Raw genomic sequence first — 23473 nt, forward strand, 5'->3', positions numbered from 1 at the left:
AAGCTGCCGGCTTCCTGGTCGACAGACGTACGGGAGCCGCACCGAGTTCGTGGGACCGCGCCGGCGGCCGCCCGCCACAACATGAATCATTGGAACCAACTAACGGATCGTTGCGACATCGCTTCGATGGCTGGTAGCTTGACGGCGCTTGGGGGCTACCGACGCACATGCGTCGCCACCCATCCGCGGGCCGAAATTGGACGATGCCCGACGACTGCAACGCCAGTACGCAACGCCACTTGGAGTGGACATGAAATTTTTGCTGCTACACATGAACCCGTCGGCGTGGGAGGCGCTCACCAATGACGACCAGAATTCAGCCATCCAAGGACACGATGAGTTCATTAAGTTGACCAGGGAATCAGGCGAGTTCGTCGCAACCAAAGCGGTGGGCGATCCGTCGACTAGTTCGACGGTGCGTGTACGTGATGGCAAATCGACTGTCACCGACGGGACATACCTGCCAACGACCGCTGGCTTCATGTGTGGCTACTATGTCGTGGACGTGGCGAGCAAGGAGCGGGCGCTCGAGTTAGCTGCGCAGATTCCGGAGGCGAAGTACACCGGGGTCGAGGTGCGCCCGGTGGCATTCGAGGCCGGTGCCGAATAGTTCCCAGATACGGGCTCCTGTCGGACCCGCCGTCGCTGGGCGGCGGGTTTCGCAATACGTTCACCGGTGCCGCATCGCGCCGATAGCCCCAGAACGTTTGTCGCACCGATCCGGTCCACACCCCGGGATCGCCAGCCGCGAGCCTGCTCGACCTCGAAGAACCGCATACTGCGGGCCGGCTACCTTTCGCCAACACCGAAGCGCGCCTGGGCAAGTTCCCGGGTGGCTGTCGAGGCCAGTAGGACACCAATTCCGGCATGACTGTGCATCGTGGACATATCACGCCACACCCGTTCGATCCGCTCCCCCTGCCGAACCGAACTCGAGCCGGCCGTGGGAAACAGGTGTGACTCGACCGCATGCCACGCGAGCCGGATCGCCTCCCGGCAAATTGCGGCGAGACGCAAATCCTCCTCCCGACTGAACCCCGCGACATTACGCGCTGACTGGGCACTCCACTGTCCGATCGCTTGGAGAACGGCTGCCTCCGCCGTGGCGATCATGCCTGCCGCCTGGCCGTACCACCACTGGAAGTCCGGACTTTCCGCCCGCCTGACGATCGGCGGAAACAGCGTGGTCCGGTTCCGCATCAAATTCTCGTAGGCGTCCAACGCGCCCTTCGCCATGCCAACTGCCAACGCGGAGACTTCGAGCAGCATAAAGCTCAGCGGACCGCCACCGTACTCTGGATTGCCATGGAGCTGGCGACCTGGGGTGGTAGATACATCAACCTCACTCATGTGCGTGCCAGGTAGCGTGAGATGCTCGGCGATCCGACCATTTTCGAAGTGAATGCTGTGCGATCCGCTTCCCTTAAGACCGAGTTGAGTCCCCCAGTCGTCCAGGCGCCGCCATTCCTCGCGTGGAGCGACGAACAACATTGGTGCCGGAGGTTCTCCCTCGGCCTGTGATGGCAGGGTGTGCCCAAGAAAGTGAGTGGCGTACGGCGATCCCGAGCAGTAGGGGAAGGTGCCGTTAAGAATCCAGTCGCCGTTCGCTGCGCGCTCAGCCGCGCCACTCGGCACGATGGTGGCGGGGCAGATGAAGTCGCCGCCGCGGAACAGCTCGGCCTGTGCCTTCTCGTCAAACAGCGTCGCCACCTGGAGGGCGTGGGTTGCGCCGAGGCAGTACATCCATCCGGTGGATGGGCAGCCCCTGGCAAGCGCCATGACCACGCGCAGGAAGGTATCAACGCCAAACTCGTAGCCGCCGTAGCGGCGGGGAACCAGGATCCGGTAGAAGCCGGCATTCTTGAATGTGGTGTGCGTGTCCACGGCATAGTACGTACGCTTTTCGGTCTCGCCCTGGCGCTCGACGAGAAGAGGACCGATGTCCTCTGCCCGGGCGACAACCTCAGCAGGCGTGAGGTCCGGCTCTGGTGGCAGAGTAGGCGCCCGGCCTGGAACCCTTCTGGTGACGGTCATCGCTGAACGGCTCCCTCATCTCGACAAGCTGCTTAGGCGATGATCTCATCGTTACGCCCCGGCAAACATCTCCCGCATTGCTCTGTTGGCGCAACGCGGCATGGAGATCCCGACTCAGCAATGTCAAAGAAGTGGGATCGACGCCATAGTTGTTAGCTTCTGCACGCCGACTTCGGAGGGGGCTCGGGTGGAACAGATTCCGCTGTCATTCAACCAGCAGTTCATGTGTCAGTTTGATCGAGGCGACGAGGAGGGAGCATTTGGTCCGCACAACCACATCGTCCATGGTTGGCGGATACGCGGCGAGGTTGATGTGGACACCATGCGCGCCGCCTTGACCGACGTGGTAGCCCGACATGAGGCCCTACGCACGGAAATCGTCCGAGATGCAGAGCCGAGCTACCAGCGGGTGCTGCCGCCCAGCCCGGTGGTCCTCGATACCCGAGATATGTCGCATGTCGACCAAGCAGATCGCGACGACATCGTGGATCGCCTGATCACGGAGGTCGAGTCGAGCACGATCAGCATTCGCGAACTTCCCCTCATCCGGGGTCTCCTTGCTCGGTTCGAGCAGGGAGACCACCTTCTGGTCTTGACCGTTCATCACATGGCTGCGGACGGCTTCTCGGTCCGGGTGATCAGCCGGGATGTCGTACACCGCTACGCTGCCCTACGTGGCTTCGACGTCGGCGAGCTTCCGCCAACGCGGCCCTACCGGGAGTATGCGGTCCGTCAGCAGGCTAGCCACGCTAGTCCAGCGCTGGATCCATCGCGCCGATACTGGCGGGAGACCCTGCGCGGGGGGCGAATCCTCTCGCTGCCGACGGACATCCCGAAGTCGGCCGGGCTCCCCGAGTCAACCTCGGTCTTCCGATTCCTCATCGACACCGAGGTGGCCGAGGCCGTGCTGAAGGTCGCGAGGGCTCATCGCTGCACACCGTTCATGGTGCTGCTGGCCGGGTTCATGCGACTCGTCCACCAGATGTCCGGCACGACCGACGTCGTTGTGCCCACCTTCACGCCGGGGCGCGGCGATGAGGACTTCCAGGATACGGTCGGGTTGTTCTTCAATTTTCTTCCAATACGGAGTCAGCTGTCCGAATATCGCAACTTCGGGGAGCTGGTCAACGGCATCCGGGCGAACTGCCTCGAAGCCTACTCACACGACATCGCCCAGATCCTCGATGAGGCTCCGCACCTTATGGAGCCCGTGTTGGAGGATGATCGGGCCGCCTGTGTCTTCCAGGTATTCCCGTTCCCACTCCTGCTCGACGGCAGCATGATCGGCGACCTCGCCTACACTGAGGTACGCCGGCGGGTCCGGTCTCAACCTGTCGGCGGCGATGTCCCCAACGGTGCGCTGTGGACGTTGAACTTCGACCCAGCAGGTGACATCGTGGTAGCCGTCAATTTCAATAGAAACCTGTTCCACGAAGGCACGATCTCCGCGATGGCAGCTGACTACGTCTCCATCTTGCGTCAGAGTGTCGCTGATTCATCGGCACCGCTGACCTGGTGATCAGCAGGGACTACAGCAGACCACTAAAAGCAGGCGAGCCCTGGGGCGGTGGGACCCCGGGGCTCGCTGCTGTATTCCGATCAGCCGATCAGTGGATCAGTGGATCAGTGGATCAGGATATGCCCGCGTGGCCGCTGACCGGCGCAGTACTCGTTGTAGTTGTCGAGGAGACGCTGCGCCTCGGCGGTGGCCCGCTGGAACCGCTCGTCGGCGTTGACCCCACCAGTCAGGACATCGTGCATTGCCCTGGTCATGACGTTCTGGATTGCCGCGAAGTCGCCAAGCAGGGCACCCTTACCGGCCGCTGTACCGTCGTTGGCCTCCAGTTGTGCTACGGCTGTCCAGTGGTGTGGGTTCTCCAGGAACCAACCCTGGTCGTCGAGCAGGTCGATAGCGCCCCTGGTACCCGGCATGAAGTTGGTTTCGCGATGCCTCGCGGCCGCGTTGGCCGGGCTGCTCAGGAACTGGATGAACGCCAGTGCGCCATCCCGGGTGGCCTGGTCAATGCCGCTCGCCAGCCAAAGCGCGTCACCGCCGATGACATTGCCGGCGTACGGGACCTCTCCGTTGTGGGGCATCCGGCAGGCCCTGACGTCGAAGCCCCCACGCCTACCGGCGTCCGCCATGCGCGTCGACTCGACCGAGGTGGTCAGCACGAACGCCACCCGCTGCTCGGCGAACGCCTGAAAGTTGCGTTCCCAGTCGACCTCGTTTCCATCGCCCAGATATAGGTAGTGGCCGTCTCGATGCAGCCGCTGCCACCACCGGACGTAGGCCATCATTTCGCTGGACGCCAGATTGACGGTCTCAGCCCGCCCGGACCGGCCGTTGTCATGATCAGCGAGTAGTCCGCCCTGTTGGGCAACGGACTGCTGGAACAGCCAACCATGGTTGGGCCAGGTGATGGCGTGCGGCGGCCCGTCGCGCTGCGCGACGACTGCTCTACACGCAATATCGAGTTCGTGCCACGTTCTCGGTACGTCGGCTATGCCGGCCGCCGCAAGCTGCGTCATGTTGGCATACAGCAGCGTCGTGGAGGTGAGCGGTGCCATCGCGGCGACTGCGCCGTCGTAGACATAGTATTCCCGGGCCGCCGGCAGCAGGTCATCAAGCACGACCGGCTCCCCAAGAATCTCGGTACGACCGTCGAGCGCACGCTCGACCGAGGTGAACAGCGGTGAGCCGTCGGCCCTCCGGGTGTCGTACGCCTCCTGGGTCGAGGTGTAGAAGTACTGCGCGATCGTGGGTGGGTTGCCCTGCAGCGCCGCCTGGTGGATTGCGTTGGGCAGGTGGTACCAGTCGTATCCCTCGATATCGACCCGGTAGTCGGGATGAGTGTGGTTGAAGGTCTTCGCGACTTCGGTAACCCAGCCCATGAACCAGGGTATGACCGGATAGTGGGGCATCCACATCGTGATGACCGTCGGATCGGTGTTCTGTGTCATACGTTGTTGTCCCTAATAGGTGATGGCCGCACGGAACCGGACAGCGCCCTTGTCGACCTTGTCGATGGCCTCGGCGATGTCTGTGCAGGCAAAGGACTCCGTGACTGGATTCACCCTGCCCGCCGCAACTAGCTTCAGCGCCTCATCCAGGTGTTGCAGACCGTCGTGGCTGGCACCCGACACCCGATGCCCCTTGGCAAAAAACTGTTCGGAAGGATCAATCGTGAACGCGCCGTGGGGATCGATTGAGGCCAGCGAGATGCGGCCGTTCACCCGCAGACCCCGCATCGCCTCGCTGGCAGCGGGATAGGACGTGCCAGTCGCCAGGACGATGTCGGCACCGCCTGCCGCACGCAACTCCTCGCCGCTCGATACGACGGCCGACGCACCAAGCGCACGGGCTAGGTCGTGCTTGTCCGAGGACCGGGTGATCGCGACTACCTCGTGCCCGAACGCGCTCGCGAACTGCACCGCCAGGTGCCCGAGGCCGCCGATGCCAAGGACCGCCACCCGGTCTCCCGGCCGAGGGTCTGCGGCGCGCAGGGCGCTCAGCGCGGTGTAGCCGGCACACATAACAGGGGCAGCCTGCTCATAGGACACGCCGTCCGGAAGTAAGACTGTACTGCTGGCGCGCACCGCGATGAACTCGGCATGACCACCCTGTACGGTCATTCCGGTAAGCACCGGTGACTCGCAATTCATCGCCGTCTGTCCAGTGGCCGGCAGATTCAGGGAACAATAGTCACACCTACCGCAACCACCCTGCACCCAGGTGGCACCGACCCGGTCACCAACCATTCGAGACGTGACACCGGCACCCACGGCGACCACGTCACCGGCCGGTTCGTGTCCAACGATCATGGGCCTGATCGGTGGGAACGGGTACACACCGTTGGTCAGCCACACGTCGTTGTGGCACACGCCGCTGGCGCGTACCCGGATCAGCACCTCGCCCGGGCCCGGCTCCGGCGTGCGAACCTCCCGGAGCTCCCAAGGGGAGCCCGCTTCAGAAACCACCGCAGCTCTCATGCACGCCCCTTGAGTAGCACAGGCAACGTGTCCAGCCCGTTCATGATGAAGGTGGGCTGCGGTGTGACTTCCTCGGGCGGCACCGCGAGCACGAGGTTCGGGAAGCGCTGGAAGAGCATGCGTAGTGCGATCTCCGCCTCGCGCAGGGCGAGGGGCTGGCCGATACAGCGATAGACGCCATGGCCGAAAGAAAGGTGTTCCTTGTCCGCCCTGGTGATGTCGAACTCTGCGGCAGTATCGCCGTGCACGTCGGGATCCCGGCCGATGGCCGCGAAATTTACCAACAGGGGATCCCCTCGCCGGATCGTGACACCATCAATGTCAACATCCTCGACTGCGAACCGGAACGGCAGGTGTGCGACCGGCGCCTGCATCCGCAGCGTCTCCTGGATCACGTCGTCCCAGCCTGCTCTGCCAGAGCGAACCAGGTCAAGCTGCTCCGGGTGGGTTAACAGCGCGAAAACGGCGTTGCCGATCAAATTCTTCACTGGCTCGGTCCCGGTCGCCAGCATGATGTGCAACGTCCCGACCATCTCCGAGTCGGTCAACCGGGAACCTTCGGCCTGCTGCGCGGCGATAAGGTCGCTGGTCAGGTCCGGGCCGGGATTTCGCCGCTTTTCCTCGATGAAGTCGAGCATCTGCTGATGCCAGCGTTCAACATTCGCGGCGGCCTCTTCGGCCGACACCCGCGTGTCCACATTGACTTCACCACCACGGAGCATTTCCTCGCGATCCTCCTCGGGCACTCCGAACAGGTCGCAGATCACCCGTGATGGTAAGGGGTGGGCGTACCTGGCCTTGAGGTCCACCGACTCCGTAGGCGAAACCGTGGCAAGCTCGCCGAGCAGCTCGACCGCGGCACGCTCCACCGCTGGACGCAGCGCCTCCACCCGCCGGGGCGTGAACGCATTGGCGCACGGTTTGCGCAACCGACTGTGGTCACTACCGTACGCTGTGGTCAGGTTATCCATCAGAACCCACCCGATCAGGGGAAAGTCCTGGCCTATCCGGCCCTCGAGGTAGTCGGTCCAGTGCTTGCGTGGATCCTTGGAAAACCGCTGGTCGGAGAGCACCTTACGGGCAACCTGCTGACCAGTCACCGACCAGGCCAGCACTCCACCGGGAAGTTCCACCTGGGACACCGACCCGTTGGCGCGAATACGCGCACCCTCTGCATGAATGTCCGTGCCGGCTGGGTCGATCACTACAGGACAGCGGCGTCTCATACTACACCTCAACAATCAGGAGAGACGTGGCAGTTAATGGGAACTGAAATCCGTCCGGCGCAGCGAAGGAAGGATTGCGTCTGGCGGGCGTAGAATGCCCAGGCTAAAAGGATCGCGACGTCTTCCACATTAATGCGTAACCAGGTCTGACCTACCCCGGGCGGAACGGTAGACTACGGCTGTCTATTCGCGCACTAACCCCTCCTCCTCGAAAGCGCTCTCGCCGATCTCAGTGATGGGTGACGGTGCAGGTAAACCCCACCGAAGTCTGTCCCTGGCCGGAGCGGGGCGCATCTCTGCGATTGCTAAATCGCAACGCAATTTGAGAGGTGCACTCTGGTCGGGCTGGTGTGATGCTGGGTGATGGCCGGGTGTTTCGGTGCACCAATTGTGAGGACAGGAGCGTGCGATGGTTTCCGCTACCATTCAGGAAGCCTTTTCTGAGCAGGTGCGGCGGACACCGGACAGAGTCGCGGTGTCCTTCGGCGACCTGCGGCTGACGTACCGGCAGTTGGACGAACGCGCCAACCAGCTCGCACACCGGTTGCTGGCACTGAACGTCCGGCCGGAGGAGCCGGTCGCCGTGCTGATGGATCGCTCCGTCGAGCTGGTAGTCGCGCTGCTCGCCGTGTTGAAAGCAGGAGCCTGCTACCTGCCTTTACACAGCGCGTACCCGATGGAGCGCATGCAGTGGATCATCGACAACTGCGAGCGGCCGGTGCTGTTGACCGACACACCGACGCTCCGCCGCGGCCTGCCGAAGACCCGCAAGCTGATCCCTGTTGACACCGACCCAGAGATCGCGGCACAGCCAGTCACCGACCCGGCGGCACCCCGGCACCCGCTGCAGCTTGCCTACCTGATTCACACCTCGGGATCGACGGGCCACCCGAAGGGCGTCCAAGTCACCCATTCCGACGTACTCGGCCTTGTGCAGGACCGAGTCTGGAACGGCGACCGACACGAACGAGTGCTGATGGTGGCACCGTACGCGTTCAATGTATCCACCTACGAATTCTGGGTACCGCTACTGCACGGCGGGCAGATCGTCGTCGCGCCGCCGGGTGACCTCGATATCGCCACGCTGCGGTCCCTCATCTCGGAGAACCGGATCACCGGCCTGCACCTGACCGCGGGTCTGTTCCGGATCATCGCCGAGGAGGCCCCGGACAGCCTCACCGGCGTGCGGGAGGTGCTGACCGGAGGCGACGTGATCGCACCGACTGCGGTTCGTCGGGTGCTGGAGGCGAATCCCGACCTCGTCGTACGTGGCATGTACGGGGCCACCGAGCTGACTCTGTTCTCCACCCACGAACCGATGACAACTCCCTTCCACGAGGACACGACGGTTCCGATCGGATCGCCGATGGACGGTGTCCAGAGGTACGTCCTCGACGCGGGGATGCGCCCGGTCGTCGTCGGTGAGGTAGGTGAGCTCTACGTCGCCGGCCGGGGCGTGGCCCGCGGCTACCACGGTCGGGCCGACCTGACCGCAGAGCGCTTCGTCGCCAACCCGTTCGGCCAGCCGGGCGAGCGGATGTACCGCACTGGCGACCTGATGCGCGTCACACCCGAAGGCCGACTGACCTTCGTGGGCCGGATCGGCGATCAGGTCAAAATCAACGGCTTTCGGGTGGAACCGGCCGAGGTCGAGGTCGCCATCGCGAGCTTCCCCGGACTCGCGCACGTCGCGGTCGTCGCGAGTCCCACTGCTCTGGACGGTGACCGACTGGTCGGCTACGTCGTACCGAAGGCTACCGAGATCGACCTGGCGGCGCTGCGGACGCATATCGCCCAGGCGCTGCCGGACTACATGGTTCCGGCCGGAATCATGGTCGTAGACACGCTTCCGTTAACGCCGAACGGGAAACTGGACCGCAAAGCCCTGCCGGAGCCCAGCTTCGAGGGGGATGCCCATGTCGAAGGGCCGGCTACCGAGCGGGAGAAGCTACTGCTCTCACTGTTCGCCGATGTGCTGGGCGTTGACCGAATCGGCGTGAACGACGGATTCTTCGACCTCGGCGGTCAGTCGCTACAGGCGATGCGACTGATCAGCCGGATCCGGACGACGCTCGGCGTTGACCTAACCATCAGCGACTTCTTTGACGCACCAACCGTGGCAGACCTCGACGCGCACCTCACGCTGCGCCGAGCAGACCGGAGTGAGGCGAGATGACCAGTCCCTTTGACATCGAGGACGGCACGTATGTCGTGTTGGTCAACGCGGAGAACCAACACTCGCTGTGGCCGCATGCCGTCGAGGTACCGGCGGGATGGTCCGTCGTCTGCGGTCCGACTGGCCGTTCTTCCTGCCTCGAGTACGTCAGTACGCACTGGGCTGATCTGCGCCCGCGCAGTCTTCTGGCCGAGCTGAACAATTGACACCACCGAACCGAGGAGGTAACAGTCGTGTCAACCGATGACATAACAGTCTTCGACAACATGGTTCTCGACCACGTCAGCTTCTACGCCGAGGACGCTTCAGCCGCCGCGAAATGGCTCGTTTCCGGGTACGGGTTCGCCGAGTACGAGGACGATCGAGCCTTCACCGGGTTCCCCGACGCCCGCTCGGTGGTCGTCGGCGTGAATGATATCCGTTTCCGGATCACACAGCCTCTGGCTGACAGCCATCCGGCCAACCGCTACCTCACCCGACACGGTGACGGAGTAGCCGACATTGCACTCCGGGTCCCGGACGCCACGGCTGCCTACCTGGCCGCGGTGCGACGTGGTGCGACACCAGTGGCGGAGCCGACCGAGCGGGGCGGCCTGGTGACCGCGACCATCGGCGCTTTCGGCGACGTGACGCACACTTTCGTGCAGGGCCGTGCTGGCATGATCGGAGTGGTTCCGGCGGAAGGGCCGGGGAACCGTCGCAGCACATCCGGTGCCGACGGTGAACTGGGCGAGATCGACCACTTCGCGGTATGCGTGTACGCCGGTGACCTGGACACGACCGTGTCATTCTATCGGGATGTTCTGGACTTCGAACTGATCTTCGCTGAGCGGGTTCAGGTGGGGTCACAGGCAATGACCACCAAGGTGGTACAAAGCCGTTCCGGTACCTTGACCTTGACGTTGATCGAGCCAGACCTGAACTGCGAGGCAGGCCATATCAACGACTTCCTGACCAATCACCGTGGACCAGGGGTACAGCACATCGCGTTCACCGCGGAGTGTATCGTACAAGCTGTCGACGTGATCGGAGCACGCGGGGTAGAGCTACTCTCCACGCCAGATGCCTACTATGCCGCACTACCCGCCCGAATGGACCTGGCCCGGTACACCGTTGACGAGCTGCGCAGTCGAAGCATTCTGGTGGACAGCGACCATGACGGGCAGCTTTACCAGATTTTCACCAAATCGGTGCACCCGCGGAACACCATCTTCCTGGAGATCATCGAGCGTCTCGGCGCTCGAGGCTTCGGCAGTGGCAACATCAGGGCGTTGTATGAGGCGGTCGAGCGTACGCGGGAGCAGGAATGACCATGCTCTCCGGAGCCCGAGGTGTTGACGAGTCAGGCGAACGCGTCCCGGGTGGGCCAAACTCAGATCACACGTTCAGAGCTGCCCTCGACCGGTTGCGGGTACCCGGCATGGGAACCGAGGTCGTGGCACCGCTGCTGTCGAACCTCATTCACATGGTCCGTCCGACGCGGGTGCTTGAAGTCGGCATGGGGTACACCACGTTGTTCCTGGCCAGGGCACTGGCTGAGGTCGACCGGGCGATCGAAGACGAGAGACAGGCCTTGGTCGAAAAGACCGAGCCGTACCTACGTGACGGGCGCGATCTCGACGAGAAGTGGATCGAGACGACACCCGCGCTCCTGGTTCCCGGTTTCTACAACAGGCGCAGGGCAACCAGGTTCATCGCTGTCGACGATCTGTCCGATGAGCACTCCTCGGCGCGAAGGGTAGGCGAAGCACTCCACGAAGTTGGGCTCGCGGATCGGGTCACTGTTGTCAACGGACAGCTTCGGGACTGCCGGGAGGCGCTACCCGAGGGTTTCGCGCCCATCGACTTCGCCTGGGTGGACGCCTGGGAGTGTCTCTACTTTTTCGAACACTTCTGGGATCTGATCGACCCGGACGGCGGCCTACTCGTCATGCACTACCTCATGACCTATCCCGAGGGTGAGGCTATCCTGGAGTACATTGCAGACTCCCAACGGCTTCGCGCGGGTGAATTCGAGGTGCTGAGCCTTCTCGAGGGCCAAAAACTGCGGCAAAACAGCCTGACCGTGATCCGCAAGACCGCCGGCACCAAACCCAAAACGTACGCTGAGCAGGGGCAGGTTTTCCCGATGGACGGCAGGTTCCGAGAAGAGGCGAACACCCTGCTCGAGAACGCCCGTGGCCACCGTTTGCGCGGTTCGGACAGATAGCAGAAGTGCGCCGGGTCTGAATGGTGACCCACCCAGGATCCGACAAGTCGTAACGGCTTCCAACATCACTGCGGAGACCTGACGATCTGCGCAGCCGACGCCGCCGACCAGGACCACGCCGATACCGGCCTGATCACACTCACGGTCGACGAGATCCGCCGCCTGATCATCGCCTGCATCATCTGCCCGATCAATGACGTGCGTGCCTGACCCGGTGGGCGCGGCGAGGCCAGTCGTCGCAGGCGTTGGCGTTGCGGTCGAAGATCGTGTTGTTGTGCGCCGACGGCCTCGCGAACACGCACCTCACGCAGCGCCTTGGGGTATCGCGAGACATGGTGGGTACGTGGCCTGGTCGGTTTCTGGCTCGCCGGTTGGAGCGGCTGGTGGACGAGCCGCGGCCCGGGGCGCCTCGTCGGATCACCGACGATCAGGTGGATGAGGTGATCGTCAAGACTCTCGAGCGGCGGCCGGGCAATCAGGACAATCACTGGTCGACTCGGTCGACGGCGCGTGAGACAGGGCTGTCGCAGATGGCGGTATCGCGGGTCTGGTGGGCGTTCGGTCTCAAGCCGCATCTGGTAACACCCGGAAGTTGTCGACTGATCCGATGTTCGTGGAAAAGATCGTGACGTCGTAGGCCTATACCTAAGTCCGCCGGTCAAGACGATGGTGCTGTGCGTCGATGAGAAATCGCAGACGCAGGCCCTGGAGCGGATCCGGCCGATGCTGCCGATGATGCCCACCGTCCCAGCGAGGCAGACTCATAACTACGTCCGTCATGGCGTGGCCAGCCTGTTCGCCGCGTTCGACCCGGCCGCCGGCACAGTCATCGGGCAGCTGCACCGCCGGCACCGCCATCAGGAGTTCCTCACATTCCTGAAGGTCATCGACGCCAACACCCCCACCGACATGGATCTTCACCTGGTGCTGGACAACTACGCCGCTCACAAGACCCCGACCGTGCACCGCTGGCTGGCCGCACACCCCTGCTTCCACCTTCACGTCACCCCGACCTCCGTGTCGTGGCTCAACCTCGTCGAGCGGTGGTGCGCCGAACTGACCAACCGCAAGCTCCGCCGATCCAGCCACCGCAGCCTCGCCGACCCTCGAAACCGACGTACAGCCGTGGATCGAGGCATGGAACACCGACCCGAGACCGTTCGTCTGGGCCCGAACCGCCGACGAAGTCCTCAACAGCCTCGCCGCATAATGTGGCCGAATTAACGACTCAGGACACTAGGCCCGGTGGGGACGGTTATGACGATCGCCGGGCGGTCAGGGTGCGTAGCATGTTGAGGACGTTGGTCATGATCCGGTGATAGCCGGTCATGAGGACCTTCCAGGCCTTCAGATGGCTGATCGCGCATTCGACGGTGGCGCGGAGCCGGTTGACGCTGTGGTGGTACGCCCGTTGTCTGGCGGTCAGTTCCCCGCCAGGTGGCCTTTCGTGTACGGATCGGGCCGGTGCGCTGGTAGCCGCAGTCGCCGATCATGCCCGGGCCGCCGGTGGTGTAGTGGCCTGTCCAGCGGTCAGCGTTGATCTATCCGGTTCCCGCCACCGCGTCTGTTCAGGACGTCGTGTGCTCGCTCACCGCCCACTCTCAACAGTTACACGACGTGACATCCGCGAGGATCGAATTACCCTGAATGATCCTCTCGGCACTCGGCAGCACCGCACCTCATCTGTCAGAAGGCCCCGGATGGGCCGCGCCAGGGGGAATATTGACGTTGACCCGGAAGAGGTTCGTCGGATCGTACCGTTGCTTGATCCGGGCGAGGCGGTCCCACGTCCGTCGCGGGTATGCCTCACCCCGTCGGTCGGGGCCGTCGTCGTAGAGAAAGTTGACGTACGCACCGGGCTGCGATGAGCGCTGCTCGGCTACGAAATTGTCCGCCCAGGACCGATGAGTGTCGGTCTCGTCCGGGCTTTCGTGGACCGCTGCCACACTGATCATCATTTTCCGCCCCCGGTGCGCGAAGGCGGTGGCGTCCTCAGCAACCTGCGCCATCGCCCCGCCCAACACCCGCAGCTGCGCCACCGGAACCAGCGCCGTGGACGAGCCTAGGTGGGCCAGCAGGGCCTCCGCTTTCGTCTCATCCAGGAGTTCGTCGGTAAAGAAGGTCCGGGACATCGCCCGCGGATGGTAGTTCTCGTCGTCCGGCTCGAAGATCTGGGCGTAGGGCATGGTGTGAATAAGATCCGCGAGAGGAGTTGCCAGCGCGCGGAACGGCGCGTAGATCGACTCTGCGGAGCCGACATCTCCGGCGAAGACCATCGTCGCCAAGAGGCCCATTCGCCCGTGGTGTTCCTCGGGCACACCGGGCAGCGGCGGTATGGGCATCACGTTGACCTTCGTGGACAGCTCGTCGGGCGCGGAATCAGCCGCGGCGAGGAACCCTGCGATGGTCGCTGGCGTCGCGGGCAGGACCAACGTGCCGCCGACAATCGGGGCGACCCGGTGCAAACGCAGGTGTAGCCGGGTGACCACACCGAAGTTGCCGCCGCCGCCGCGCAGCGCCCAGAACAGGTCGGCATGGCTGTCCGCGTCGATTCGCAGCCGATCGCCGGACGAAGTGATCATCTCCACGGCAATCAGATCGTCGATCGTCAGTCCATGCTTGCGTACCAGAAAGCCGATGCCACCACCCAACACCAGCCCACCGAGCCCTACCGAACCGGTATCACCGAAGCTGGTCGCCAGGCCGAAGGCGCCGGCAGCGTTGGTGTACTGGGCAGCAGTGACACCAGGCTGCGCTGCGGCAGTGCGGCTCTCTGGCACGATGTCCAACGCACGCAGGCCGGAGAGGTCTAGCACGATGCCGTCGTCGCAAACGGCGTGTACCGAGTGGCCGCCACTGCGAATCGCCAGAGGTACACCGGTTCTGCGTGCGATGTCGAGTACCGGCGGAACGTCCTCTACGTCAACGACGCGCACGATGGCGGCCGGTCGACCCTCATATCCGTCGAAGAAGATTCTGCGAGCCCGGTCGTAGTCGTGGTCCGTAGGGGTGATGACCCGACCGGTGACCAGACGGCGTAGGGCTGTCACAGCGGCGGTGTCCAGGGTCGCTGCCAGCGGTGTCGGTGCCTTGCCCATTCAGTGTCCTCCTCGAGATCCCTGCGGTGCGGCGGATCCGGTACGCCCTGCGATCGCGGACCCGGCCGCTCGGATCCTGGTGCCCAGCGGTGATGCGGACGAGGGTCCCGGGCAACAGAATGCCGGTACCCGGCGCACTGCTCCCACTTCCCTCGTGCGGTCCTGCCGCCGGGCGGGGATTCCACCCTCGCACCGCGGTGCGGCGTGCCGTCCAGGGTGCTGTCGCGTCTGGCTGCCGACGGTGCCCAACGCCCGCCCGCTGCGGGCTGTTCCAGGTATTGACCATCACCGCAACATCGGAGATGCGGGCGGATCGGTGGGATGTGATGCTGTCGCCCAACACAGGCTGGCCGCCGTGCCATTGACCTCTGCCAGCAGGAGAGAAGGGACGGAGTCCGCCGTGAGGGAAACCCTGCAGAGCGCCCGGAACGACTCGACCGACGAGACGAAGCCACCCCGCCGGCAGCGCCCGGTCGAGACGACCCGGTGGCCCTGGTACCGCAGCCCCTGGGTGATCGCAGCTGCGGTGATCGTCGTCTTCAATCTGTTGTACGCGCTACCCCGATATCTCAGCCTCGACCCGACCCTGTCCCGGGTCGGCATCGACCCGGACTTCCCGCTGCACCACGAAATCATCGTTGTACATGTGGTGACCGGCAACATCGCCATGGTCGCCATGTTCCTGCAGATCCTGCCGTGGCTACGGCAGCGCTCGGTACGATTTCACAGGTGGAGCGGCCTGGTATACCTGTATGGTGGGGCTCTTCCTTCCGCCCTCCTCGCATTGGCGCTGCTTCCGCCTTCACTGGCTCCGACCGGAAAGGTCGGGCTTGCCGCAATGTCCATCGCCTGGATCGCCACGTCGGTCGCCGGCTACCGGACACAGGCCCGGCATCACTACCGTGATCATCGCAGGTGGATGACATACAGTTTCGCCATCGCCCTCGGTACTTCGTGGGGCCGGACTCTCAATCTCGGCATGCAGACATTCCCCTGGTTCAAGATGGACATAATGATCTTCCTCGAGCTGGTGTCCTGGTTGTGGGTGGTAAATGTTCTCATCGCGCACTGGTGGCTGCAACGTCGAACGCGGCTCAACAGGGCCCGCGCGAGCCTCCGGCCGAAGAGCAATATCTCAGTGAGCGAGTGAGAGGACTCCTCCATGGGTCGGTCATCCATTGCCGAGCTACTGTTGTCGTTCGCCGCCGCTCCGGCAAAAGATTCCTTCGAGGAATACCAACAACTGACGGCAGCACTTTGGCGTGACGGAGAGCTGACCGAACTGGCGCACGGGGCAGTCTCCACCGTTGTGGACTGCCTGGACGAAGTCGCTGACAGCCACAAGGGATATCTAGCGATCCTCCTTGGCCTGCTGGCCGAAGCCGATCCGTCGCCACACGGTGAGGTGGTGGCAGGAGTGCGTAAGGGTCTCGACCGGTATCTCGATCTGCTGGCCCGGCAACCGAGTGGCCAGCCACTTGCTCTCGCGCTGCTGTACCTGGTCGGGCACTTCCCGGAGGCCCGGGACCAGATCATGAGCTCAGTCGCTGGCCACCGGCTGGCCGAGGATGACCTGACCAGACTGACGCGGGTGCTGCAACCCCTTGACGCCGATGACGTCGTGTTGGGCCGAGTCTGGCCGTCGCCAGCCGAATGGACCCTGAGCGAGGCTGAGCGCGAACACGACAGAACATGGATCGCACGGCTCAGTCCCGAACAGGTCGCCGCCACTTACGCCGGCGACACTCTCATGCTGCTCGGCTACTCCGGCGCCAAGGCGTATTGGGCGCTCCAAAACGGTGTGCCGGGCAGGGCGGCTAGCCCGGATCCCTATGGCGACGCCGCACCAGAGAACCCACCGCCGTTCGCCCCGGAGACGATCCAGCGACACACGTCGGCACTGCGCTGTCCAACATGTCACTCTAGACTCATTGTGGCCGACGACGTCGTGACGTGCACTGGGTGCGAAAGCCAATTCTCCACGGCGCACGGCGTGCTCGATCTGACCGGTGCCCTCGCCGAGTCGGGCGACCCAGACGATGTGCTGCGGAACGCAGCCGTTCAGCGACGGATTGGGTTGTTCTACGAGAACGTGCTGCGACCGGGCTTCCTGCGGCTCATGGGCTCCAACTGGAGTAACCAGATCATGCCCTGGCACGAGGACGCCTACCTCGTCGAAAATACACGCCCGGTGGACGGGCCGGTACTCGATCTCGCCGCCGGTGCCGGGCGGTGGACCGCCGTACTGACCAACGCATTGGACGGCGGGCGTATGATCGCTCTCGACCTGAATCCAGTGATGCTCACCTGGCTGCGTGGTCGGCTACCCGAGGTGGCCGCCGTGCGGGCGAGCGCACTCGACCTTCCATTCGGAGAAGCGACGCTCGGCGCGGTCAACTGTTGGAACGCTCTGCAGGCGCTCCCGGATCCGGCCAGCGCGATCACCGAGATCGGCCGTTGTCTGCGACCGGGCGGATCTTTCACGCTGCTCACATTCCGGAGTTCGGATGACCCGATCTACCGCTACTTCCAGAACTCGTTCCGCGGCCCCGGATTCCCCGACGGCGGCATGCCACTGTTCCGGCTCGAGGACATCCGTACCTGGCTCGACCAGGCCGGGCTGACGGTGCGAGCCGAGTCCGTTCCCGGAACCTTCATCTTGGTCACCGCCGAGCGCAGGTGAGGGTGGGCGCGGCCCCGCCCCGGCCAGCAGGCCGGCCTGCGACGACAAGCGCGTGGGCCTCGCCACGGTGCCATGGTGGCGCAGGCCGGGCCGTACGCACCGGCGCTGACCGCGTACGCGCAGCGGGTCCAGGCCATGGACGAGGCGGATACCGGCACATCTCAGACATCCGATGAGGTCGCCGCCGTGGTCATGGAAATTTTGACCGCACCGGAGATGCCCTTCCGGACCCAGACCTCGAACTGGGCGCGGGACTTTGTGGGCTGGTCGCTGTCGGACCTCAATGGTTCGGCCGTCCTGCGGGAGACCCGGGGCTGGGTCGGCCAGTAGGGCCGGCAGCCTCCTGATCGATGTGCGGTGGGGCCGAGCCGGAGGACGCCGGCTCGGCCCCCATCGGACGGACCCGGCGCAGCAGCGACGCCGACAGCACGGCGAGGAACACCGCCAGTCCGGCGCTCACCCGCCGGCAGCGTTGAAGCCACTGGTGAACGCGACCCGCGCCGCCTCCAGCAGTGCCGCGCCGGTTTGCGCGGGCAACTGATCGGCGACGACGGTGGCGCCGGCGAGGGATTCCGCGGCCGCCTCACCCGCATCTCCCGGCAGGCCCACCGGGATGGCGTCGGCGACCGCACTGCGGTAGACCACTGTGCCGATGCTGCCCAGCAGCGCGACACCGAGCGCGACACCGAGTTCGGTGCTGGTCTCGGAGATCGACGATGCGGATCCGGCCCGCTGTGGTGGAGCGGCCCCGATGATCAGGTCGGTACCCAGCACGGCCCCGGGGCCGAATCCGAGGTAGACCAGCACCAGGCCGAGCACTGCCAGGCCGAGCCCGCCGGCACTGCCCACCAGAACGATCAGCGAGTAGCCGACCGCCGCAGTCGTCATCCCGCCGGCCACCACGTAGCCGGGTGCGACGCGCCGTACGAGCAGCGGCGCCAGCGTCGAACCGACCAGCATGGCGATCGCGTAGGGCACCATCCACAGGCCGGCTCGCAGCGGGGGGAGGCCCGCGACGAGCTGGGCGTACTGCGCGAAGAGCAGCGCGATGCCGCCGATCGTGATCCCACCGACCAACATGATGAGCAGAGCCGCGCTGACGGTGCGGTTGGCGAAGAGGCGGACCTCCAGCAGCGGGTGGGCGAGCCGGCGCTGCCGGCGGACGAAGGCCGCACCGACCACGAGGCCGACCATCATGGCCAACAGCGGCGCCACGCCGAAGCCGTCGGTGGCCAACTCCTTGAGGCCCCAGACGACCGGCAGGACGGTGACCAGGGAGAGCACGACGCTCACCAGGTCCAGTCGGCCGGCGTCGGGGTTGCGGTACTCCGGCAACACGACCGGCGCGGCGATCAGTAGTACGGCCATCACGGGTACGGCGAGCAGGAACACCGAGCCCCACCAGAAGGACTCGAGCAGGGCTCCGCCGATCAGTGGGCCGAGGATCGAGCCGATCATGAAACAGCTCATCCAGATCCCGATGGCCACGGTGCGCTGCTGCGGATCGCGGAACATGTTGCTGATCAGCGACAGGGTTGACGGCATCAGCGTCGCCCCGGCAACCCCCAGCAGCGCCCGCGTGCCGATCAGCATCTCGGCACTGTTCGAGTACGCGGCGACGATCGAGGCCAGACCGAAGGCAGCGGCCCCGATCATCAGCAGGCGTCGGCGACCGATCCGGTCACCGAGGGTACCCATCGTGACCAGGAAGCCGGCGATCATGAACCCGTAGCTGTCCATAATCCACAGCAGTTGGGCAGCATCCGGCGCCAGGTCGGCGCTCAACCGCGGTAACGCCAGGTAGAGCACGTTGAGGTCAAGGGCCAGCAGCAGCGTGGGCAGGGCGAGCACCGCGAGCCCCACCCATTCCCGCCGGCTGGCCCGGCTCTCGTCGATGTCCATCAAAGGCTCCCCGTCGGGTACGCGCACGGCTCCGGATCTACCTGTCGTAGTCGTCGTGCAGTCGCCACCAGCTGTACGGCGTACCCTGCGGCCGCCCGTCCGGAGTGTCCTCCCAGGTCTCCTGCCGGCCCAGCGGGGTCAGGTCGAGCAGGGTCCAGTTACTGCCGAGGGCCTCAACTCCGCGCCCGGTGGTGAAGTACGTGCGGTACACATCGTCGCCGTCCCGCAGGAAGACGCTCAGGCCAAAGGACTCCCCCGCCTCCGACGTCAGTCCGAACGCGGGATTGAAGTCGGTGCCGTAGGACGAGTACCAGGGCAACGTCCAGCCCATCCGCTCCTGGAACGGCGTGATCTCGGTGCGGGGCGCCCGCGAGATCAACGCGAGTGTGGTGTCCCGCGCGTTCAGGTGGGCCGGATGCCCGAGGTTGTCCACGAACATGGAGCAGCCCTCGCAGTGGTGCGACGAGCCGGGCGTGAGCATGAAGTGGTAGACGACCAGCTGCCGCCGCCCCTCGAACACGTCAGCCAGGCCGACCCGGCCGGCGGGCCCGTCGAAGACGTACTTCTGCTCGATACGGGTCATCGGCAGCCGGCGACGCTCCGCGGCGAGCGCGTCCCGGGCTCGGGTCGCCTCCTTCTCCCGGACCAGCAGCCGCTCGCGCGCGGCCTGCCACTCCTGGGCTGACACAACCGGTGGCAGGTTCACGACTCTCTCCGTTCCTGGGGTGCGACCGGTTCATCCCGGCTTCCTGACCACCCTGTCCGGCGCTACTCTCGGTCCACTCCCAATCCGCTCCTGGTGAGATCACGGTTCGTCGTCGGGCGCTGGGCTACGGTGACACCATGCGTTTCGGGCTCCTTGGTCCGCTGGGCGTCTGGACGGCGGACGGCACACCGGTCACCGTGCCCGATGTGAAGGTCCGTCGCCTGCTCGCCGCGCTGCTGGCCCACGAGGGACATCCGGTGTCAGTCGACCGGCTCCTCGAACACCTGTGGGCGGACCTACCACCAGCCAATCCGGCCGGAGCGCTGCAGACGAAGGTGTGGCGACTGCGGCGTGCGCTGAACGCCGCGACGCCCGGCGCCCGCGACCGCGTGGTCTCCCACCCACCGGGGTACCTGCTCCGCACCGGCCCGGAGCCGACCGACGCCGAACGGTTCACGGCCTTGCTGGAGCAGGCCGCCAACACCACCGCTGCGCATACCCGGGCCGCGCTCCTCGACGAGGCGCTGGGGCTGTGGCGCGGCCCGGTACTGGCCGACTTCCCCGAGGCCCCGTTCGCCACGGCACTGACCGCTCGGCTGGCGGAGCATCGGTTGACCGCCATCGAGGACCGGGCCGAGGCCCGACTCGCCCTCGGCCAGCACCACCTGCCCAGCGGGGAGCTCGCCGACCTGCTGACCCGCCACCCGTACCGGGAGCGCCTGCGTGCCCTGCACCTGCGGGTGCTGTACCGCGCGGGCCGACAGGGTGAGGCGCTGGACTGCTACGACCGATTCCGCCGAAAGCTTGCCGACGAGTTGGGCGTGGACCCCGGCCCCGAGCTGGTCGCCCTCCACCGGGCGATCCTGTCGCAGGACCCGGCACTGCTCGCCCCGCCGCCGGCGAGCAGCCCGGTCACCATCGCGCCAGCACCGTCGGGCGCGCTGCCCCCAGCACGGGTACGCGGGAACCTTCCCGCAGCGCCGACCGAGCTGATCGGTCGGGCGGCGGCGGTACGCGACCTCCACCTCCTACTCGACGCCGGCCGGCTGGTAACCCTGGTGGGCTCCGGCGGAGTGGGCAAGACCCGACTGGCGGTCGAGGCGGCTCACCAGGTAGCCGGGGCGTACCCGGACGGGGTGTGGCTGGTCGAACTCGCGGCCCTGGAAGCCGACCCGGCGACCCTCGCCGGGGCGGTCCTCGCGGTGCTGGGCGTCCGCGAGAACGCGGAGCGCCCGCCTGCCACGCCGGCCGAACGGTTGCTGGCGGCGCTGCGCGGTCGCCAGCTCCTGCTGCTCCTGGACAACTGCGAACACGTCGTCGAACCCATCGCCCAGCTGGCCGACCGGGTCCTGCGACACGCGCCGGGCGTCCGCCTGCTGGCCAGCAGTCAGGAGCCGCTGGGCGTCGCCGGCGAGCAGGTCTGCGCCGTACCTCCACTGGCCCTGCCGAATCCCGAGGTCGGCGACCCGGTGTTGCTCGCCCAGGCGAGCGCGGTCCGGCTCTTCGTCACCCGGACGAGAGCCGCCGCGCCCGGGTTCGCGCTCGACGAGACGAACGCCCGGGAGGTCGCCGAGCTGTGCCATCGGCTCGACGGCATCCCGCTGGCACTGGAGCTGGCCGCCACCCGGGTCCGCGCGCTGGGAGTCCGCGGTCTGCTGACCCGGATCGACGACCGATTCCGGGTACTGACCCGCGGGCACCGGGGCGCACCACCCCGCCAGCAGACTCTCCGCGCGATGATCGACTGGAGCTGGGAGCTGCTCAGCGAGCCCGAGCGGCTCGTCCTGCGGCGGCTTGCGGTGCACGCGGACGGCTGCACGCTGGAGGCCGCCGAGGCGGTGTGTGCCGACGATGATCTCCCTGCCGACAAGGTTCTCGACCTGCTGGCGCGCCTGGTCGACCGCTCGCTGGTGGTCATGGCCGAGACGCCGGTCGGGCCGCGGCACCGGCTGCTGGAGTCCGTGGCGGCCTACTGCGCCGAGCGGTTGCGGGAGGCAGCCGAGGTGGCGACGGTCCGCCGTCGCCACCGGCGGTACTACACCGCGCTGGCCCGACGGGCCGACGAGGAGCTGCGCGGCCCGAAGCAGCAGCAGTGGCTGGCCCGGATCGACCAGGAGACCGCCAACCTGCGGCAGGCGCTGGACGACGCGATCGCCGACGGCGACGCGGTGGGGGCACTCGACCTGAGCACCGCGCTGGCCTGGTACGGCTACCTGCGGGGCCGGCTGCGGGAGACGCGCCGATCAATCGAGGCCGCGCTCGCTGTCGCCGGGCCCGCGCCGGCGACGCCACGGGCCGCCGCCGCCTGCTGGCACGCCGGGCTGGCGTTGCTGGAGAGCGGCGGCGAACACGCACCGCTGGTCGCCCCCGCGCTGAGCGGTTGGCCGGCCGGGGAGGAGTTGGCGACACGGGCGCGGGCCGTGGCCTTCCTCGGGCTCGCCCTGCTCAACACCGGCGATGTGGCCGGCAGCACGGCCCTGGTCAACGAGGTGTTGCCGGAGTTCGAGCGGTTCGGCGACCGATGGGGCGTCGCCGCCGCGCTGAGCCTGCGGGCGAGCCAGGCACTGGCCCGCGGCGATCTGGCGGCGGTACACCAGGACGGCGAACGTGCCGTCGCCCTCTTCCGCGAGCTGGGCGACCGGTGGGGCCAGCTGCAGGCGTCCTTCCCGCTCACCAACCGGGCCGAGGCAACCGGGGACTATCCCGAAGCGGCCCGACTGCACCGGGAAGGCCTGGAACTCGCCGAGGGGTTGGGGTTGTGGCTGGAGGCCGCGGACCGTCTCTCCGGCCTGGGCCGCATCGCGCTCCTCGCCGGCGACTACCACCGGGCGCGCGAATTCCACGAGCGCGCGCTGCGGCTGGCCGGTGAGCAGAGCTGCAAACCAGCCGAGCTGTATGCGCAGATCGGGCTGGGGCTCGGGGCCCGCCGCGAGGGCCGCCTCGCCGATGCCGAGCGGCTGTTGCGCAGCGTCCTGGACTGGACCCGGCAGCCCGGCCTGGACGCCGACGTGGTGCGGGCCCTGCTCCTGGCGGAGTTGGGTTTCATCGCCGAACTACGGGGGGCCGTCCCCGCCGCGGGTAGCCTGCACGCCGAGTCGTTCGCCCTGGCGAGTGCCGTCGGCGACCCCCGGGCGCAGGCGCTGGCGCTGGAGGGACTGGCCGGCGTGGCGGCCATCGATGGCCGTCCCACGCGGGCGGCCCGGCTACTCGGCGCGGCGGCGATGGCTCGCGTCTCGGTGGGCGCGCCCCTGCCGGCCGGGGAGCGGGGAGACGTGGACCGGATCACCGCCGCCGCCCGCGCCGAGCTGGGTGCCCCGGCGTTCACCGAGGCGTTCGACCGGGGCAGGGCACTACGCCCGGAGCAGGCGTACGCCTCCTCCGGTGCGAACGGAGCTCGCACTCCGCCTGGGACCGGTGCCACTCGGCCCCCGGCGGACGTGGGGTGA

General features: G+C 66.1%; 15 protein-coding genes and 3 pseudogenes. 11 read left to right on the top strand and 7 right to left on the bottom strand.

Translation table 11 applies throughout. The features are described 5' to 3' along the window. Nucleotides 1-250: 250 nt before the first annotated feature. The gene (locus tag STROP_RS13665; RefSeq protein ID WP_012013944.1) at nt 251-610 is read left to right on the top strand and encodes a YciI family protein; all 360 of its coding nucleotides are present in this window, start codon (nt 251-253) and stop codon (nt 608-610) included. A 179-nt stretch (nt 611-789) separates the two neighbouring features. On the opposite strand, the gene STROP_RS13670 is transcribed toward STROP_RS13665, so the two are convergent. Then, complete coding sequence (locus STROP_RS13670) at nt 790-2034, bottom strand: acyl-CoA dehydrogenase family protein (RefSeq protein WP_012013945.1); 1245 nt, start codon at nt 2032-2034, stop codon at nt 790-792. Between the two features lie 187 nt (nt 2035-2221). Between STROP_RS13670 and STROP_RS13675 the strand changes: the two genes are divergently transcribed. After that, entirely contained in the window at nt 2222-3553 is a 1332-nt protein-coding gene (locus STROP_RS13675) for a condensation domain-containing protein (RefSeq protein WP_012013946.1), read from the top strand. Nucleotides 3554-3657: 104 nt separating this feature from the next. On the opposite strand, the gene STROP_RS13680 is transcribed toward STROP_RS13675, so the two are convergent. From STROP_RS13680 to STROP_RS13690, 3 genes are read right to left on the bottom strand one after another with little or no spacing between them, the layout of a single operon-like run. Next, nucleotides 3658-4998 (bottom strand): extracellular solute-binding protein, encoded by a 1341-nt coding sequence (locus STROP_RS13680; protein WP_012013947.1) that lies wholly within the window; start codon nt 4996-4998, stop codon nt 3658-3660. Nucleotides 4999-5010: 12 nt separating this feature from the next. Then, nucleotides 5011-6027: an alcohol dehydrogenase catalytic domain-containing protein gene (locus STROP_RS26035; protein WP_012013948.1), complete on the bottom strand. Its 1017-nt coding sequence runs from the start codon at nt 6025-6027 to the stop codon at nt 5011-5013. Then, the gene (locus tag STROP_RS13690) at nt 6024-7253 is read right to left on the bottom strand and encodes a cytochrome P450 family protein (RefSeq protein ID WP_012013949.1); all 1230 of its coding nucleotides are present in this window, start codon (nt 7251-7253) and stop codon (nt 6024-6026) included. Before STROP_RS13690 ends, STROP_RS26035 begins: the two co-directional genes overlap by 4 nt. 409 nt (nt 7254-7662) lie before the next feature. Between STROP_RS13690 and STROP_RS13695 the strand changes: the two genes are divergently transcribed. From STROP_RS13695 to STROP_RS13715, 5 genes and pseudogenes are all read left to right on the top strand, one after another. Beyond that, complete coding sequence (locus tag STROP_RS13695) at nt 7663-9429, top strand: non-ribosomal peptide synthetase (protein ID WP_012013950.1); 1767 nt, start codon at nt 7663-7665, stop codon at nt 9427-9429. Then, nucleotides 9426-9635 (top strand): MbtH family protein, encoded by a 210-nt coding sequence (locus STROP_RS13700; protein WP_012013951.1) that lies wholly within the window; start codon nt 9426-9428, stop codon nt 9633-9635. Before STROP_RS13695 ends, STROP_RS13700 begins: the two co-directional genes overlap by 4 nt. Before the next feature lie 27 nt (nt 9636-9662). Continuing rightward, a complete protein-coding gene (gene hppD, locus STROP_RS13705) occupies nt 9663-10739 on the top strand; it encodes a 4-hydroxyphenylpyruvate dioxygenase (protein WP_012013952.1) in 1077 nt (358 codons plus the stop codon). Nucleotides 10740-10849: 110 nt separating this feature from the next. Continuing rightward, a complete protein-coding gene (locus tag STROP_RS13710; RefSeq protein ID WP_018832519.1) occupies nt 10850-11638 on the top strand; it encodes a class I SAM-dependent methyltransferase in 789 nt (262 codons plus the stop codon). A gap of 206 nt (nt 11639-11844) precedes the next feature. Further along, a pseudogene (locus STROP_RS13715) lies at nt 11845-12848 on the top strand (IS630 family transposase). 469 nt (nt 12849-13317) lie between these two features. On the opposite strand, the gene STROP_RS13720 reads toward STROP_RS13715, so the two are convergent. Continuing rightward, nucleotides 13318-14736 (bottom strand): FAD-binding oxidoreductase, encoded by a 1419-nt coding sequence (locus STROP_RS13720; RefSeq protein ID WP_012013956.1) that lies wholly within the window; start codon nt 14734-14736, stop codon nt 13318-13320. A 400-nt stretch (nt 14737-15136) separates the two neighbouring features. Here STROP_RS13720 and STROP_RS13725 point away from each other — a divergent pair, with 400 nt between their 5' ends. The 3 genes and pseudogenes from STROP_RS13725 to STROP_RS13735 form a co-directional block, all read left to right on the top strand. After that, nucleotides 15137-15886 carry a DUF2306 domain-containing protein gene (locus STROP_RS13725; RefSeq protein ID WP_018829910.1) on the top strand — a complete coding sequence of 250 codons (750 nt, stop codon included), beginning with the start codon at nt 15137-15139 and terminating at the stop codon, nt 15884-15886. Between the two features lie 12 nt (nt 15887-15898). Then, on the top strand, nt 15899-17419 hold the full coding sequence (locus tag STROP_RS13730) for a class I SAM-dependent methyltransferase (protein WP_012013958.1): 1521 nt from the start codon (nt 15899-15901) through the stop codon (nt 17417-17419). A gap of 69 nt (nt 17420-17488) precedes the next feature. Then, nucleotides 17489-17749: pseudogene (locus tag STROP_RS13735) on the top strand (short-chain dehydrogenase); the annotation flags it as partial. On the opposite strand, the pseudogene STROP_RS13740 reads toward STROP_RS13735, so the two are convergent. Together STROP_RS13740 and STROP_RS13745 are read right to left on the bottom strand one after the other, a co-directional pair. Continuing rightward, a pseudogene (locus STROP_RS13740) lies at nt 17700-19321 on the bottom strand (MFS transporter). The pseudogenes STROP_RS13735 and STROP_RS13740 overlap by 50 nt on opposite strands. 37 nt (nt 19322-19358) lie before the next feature. Next, complete coding sequence (locus STROP_RS13745) at nt 19359-20027, bottom strand: DUF899 domain-containing protein (RefSeq protein WP_012013961.1); 669 nt, start codon at nt 20025-20027, stop codon at nt 19359-19361. 137 nt (nt 20028-20164) lie between these two features. Between STROP_RS13745 and STROP_RS13750 the strand changes: the two genes are divergently transcribed. Then, the gene (locus STROP_RS13750; RefSeq protein ID WP_012013962.1) at nt 20165-23473 is read left to right on the top strand and encodes an AfsR/SARP family transcriptional regulator; all 3309 of its coding nucleotides are present in this window, start codon (nt 20165-20167) and stop codon (nt 23471-23473) included.

Origin of the sequence: Salinispora tropica CNB-440, assembly GCF_000016425.1 — a bacterium.
Lineage (GTDB): Bacteria > Actinomycetota > Actinomycetes > Mycobacteriales > Micromonosporaceae > Micromonospora > Micromonospora tropica.

Coding starts and splice junctions, on each gene's coding strand:
- STROP_RS13665 (WP_012013944.1), top strand. CDS start 251: ATGAAATTTTTGCTGCTACACATGAACCCGTCGGCGTGGGAGGCGCTC.
- STROP_RS13670 (WP_012013945.1), bottom strand. CDS start 2,034: ATGACCGTCACCAGAAGGGTTCCAGGCCGGGCGCCTACTCTGCCACCA.
- STROP_RS13680 (WP_012013947.1), bottom strand. CDS start 4,998: ATGACACAGAACACCGATCCGACGGTCATCACGATGTGGATGCCCCAC.
- STROP_RS26035 (WP_012013948.1), bottom strand. CDS start 6,027: ATGAGAGCTGCGGTGGTTTCTGAAGCGGGCTCCCCTTGGGAGCTCCGG.
- STROP_RS13690 (WP_012013949.1), bottom strand. CDS start 7,253: ATGAGACGCCGCTGTCCTGTAGTGATCGACCCAGCCGGCACGGACATT.
- STROP_RS13695 (WP_012013950.1), top strand. CDS start 7,663: ATGGTTTCCGCTACCATTCAGGAAGCCTTTTCTGAGCAGGTGCGGCGG.
- STROP_RS13700 (WP_012013951.1), top strand. CDS start 9,426: ATGACCAGTCCCTTTGACATCGAGGACGGCACGTATGTCGTGTTGGTC.
- STROP_RS13710 (WP_018832519.1), top strand. CDS start 10,850: ATGGGAACCGAGGTCGTGGCACCGCTGCTGTCGAACCTCATTCACATG.
- STROP_RS13720 (WP_012013956.1), bottom strand. CDS start 14,736: ATGGGCAAGGCACCGACACCGCTGGCAGCGACCCTGGACACCGCCGCT.
- STROP_RS13730 (WP_012013958.1), top strand. CDS start 15,899: ATGGGTCGGTCATCCATTGCCGAGCTACTGTTGTCGTTCGCCGCCGCT.
- STROP_RS13750 (WP_012013962.1), top strand. CDS start 20,165: ATGCGTTTCGGGCTCCTTGGTCCGCTGGGCGTCTGGACGGCGGACGGC.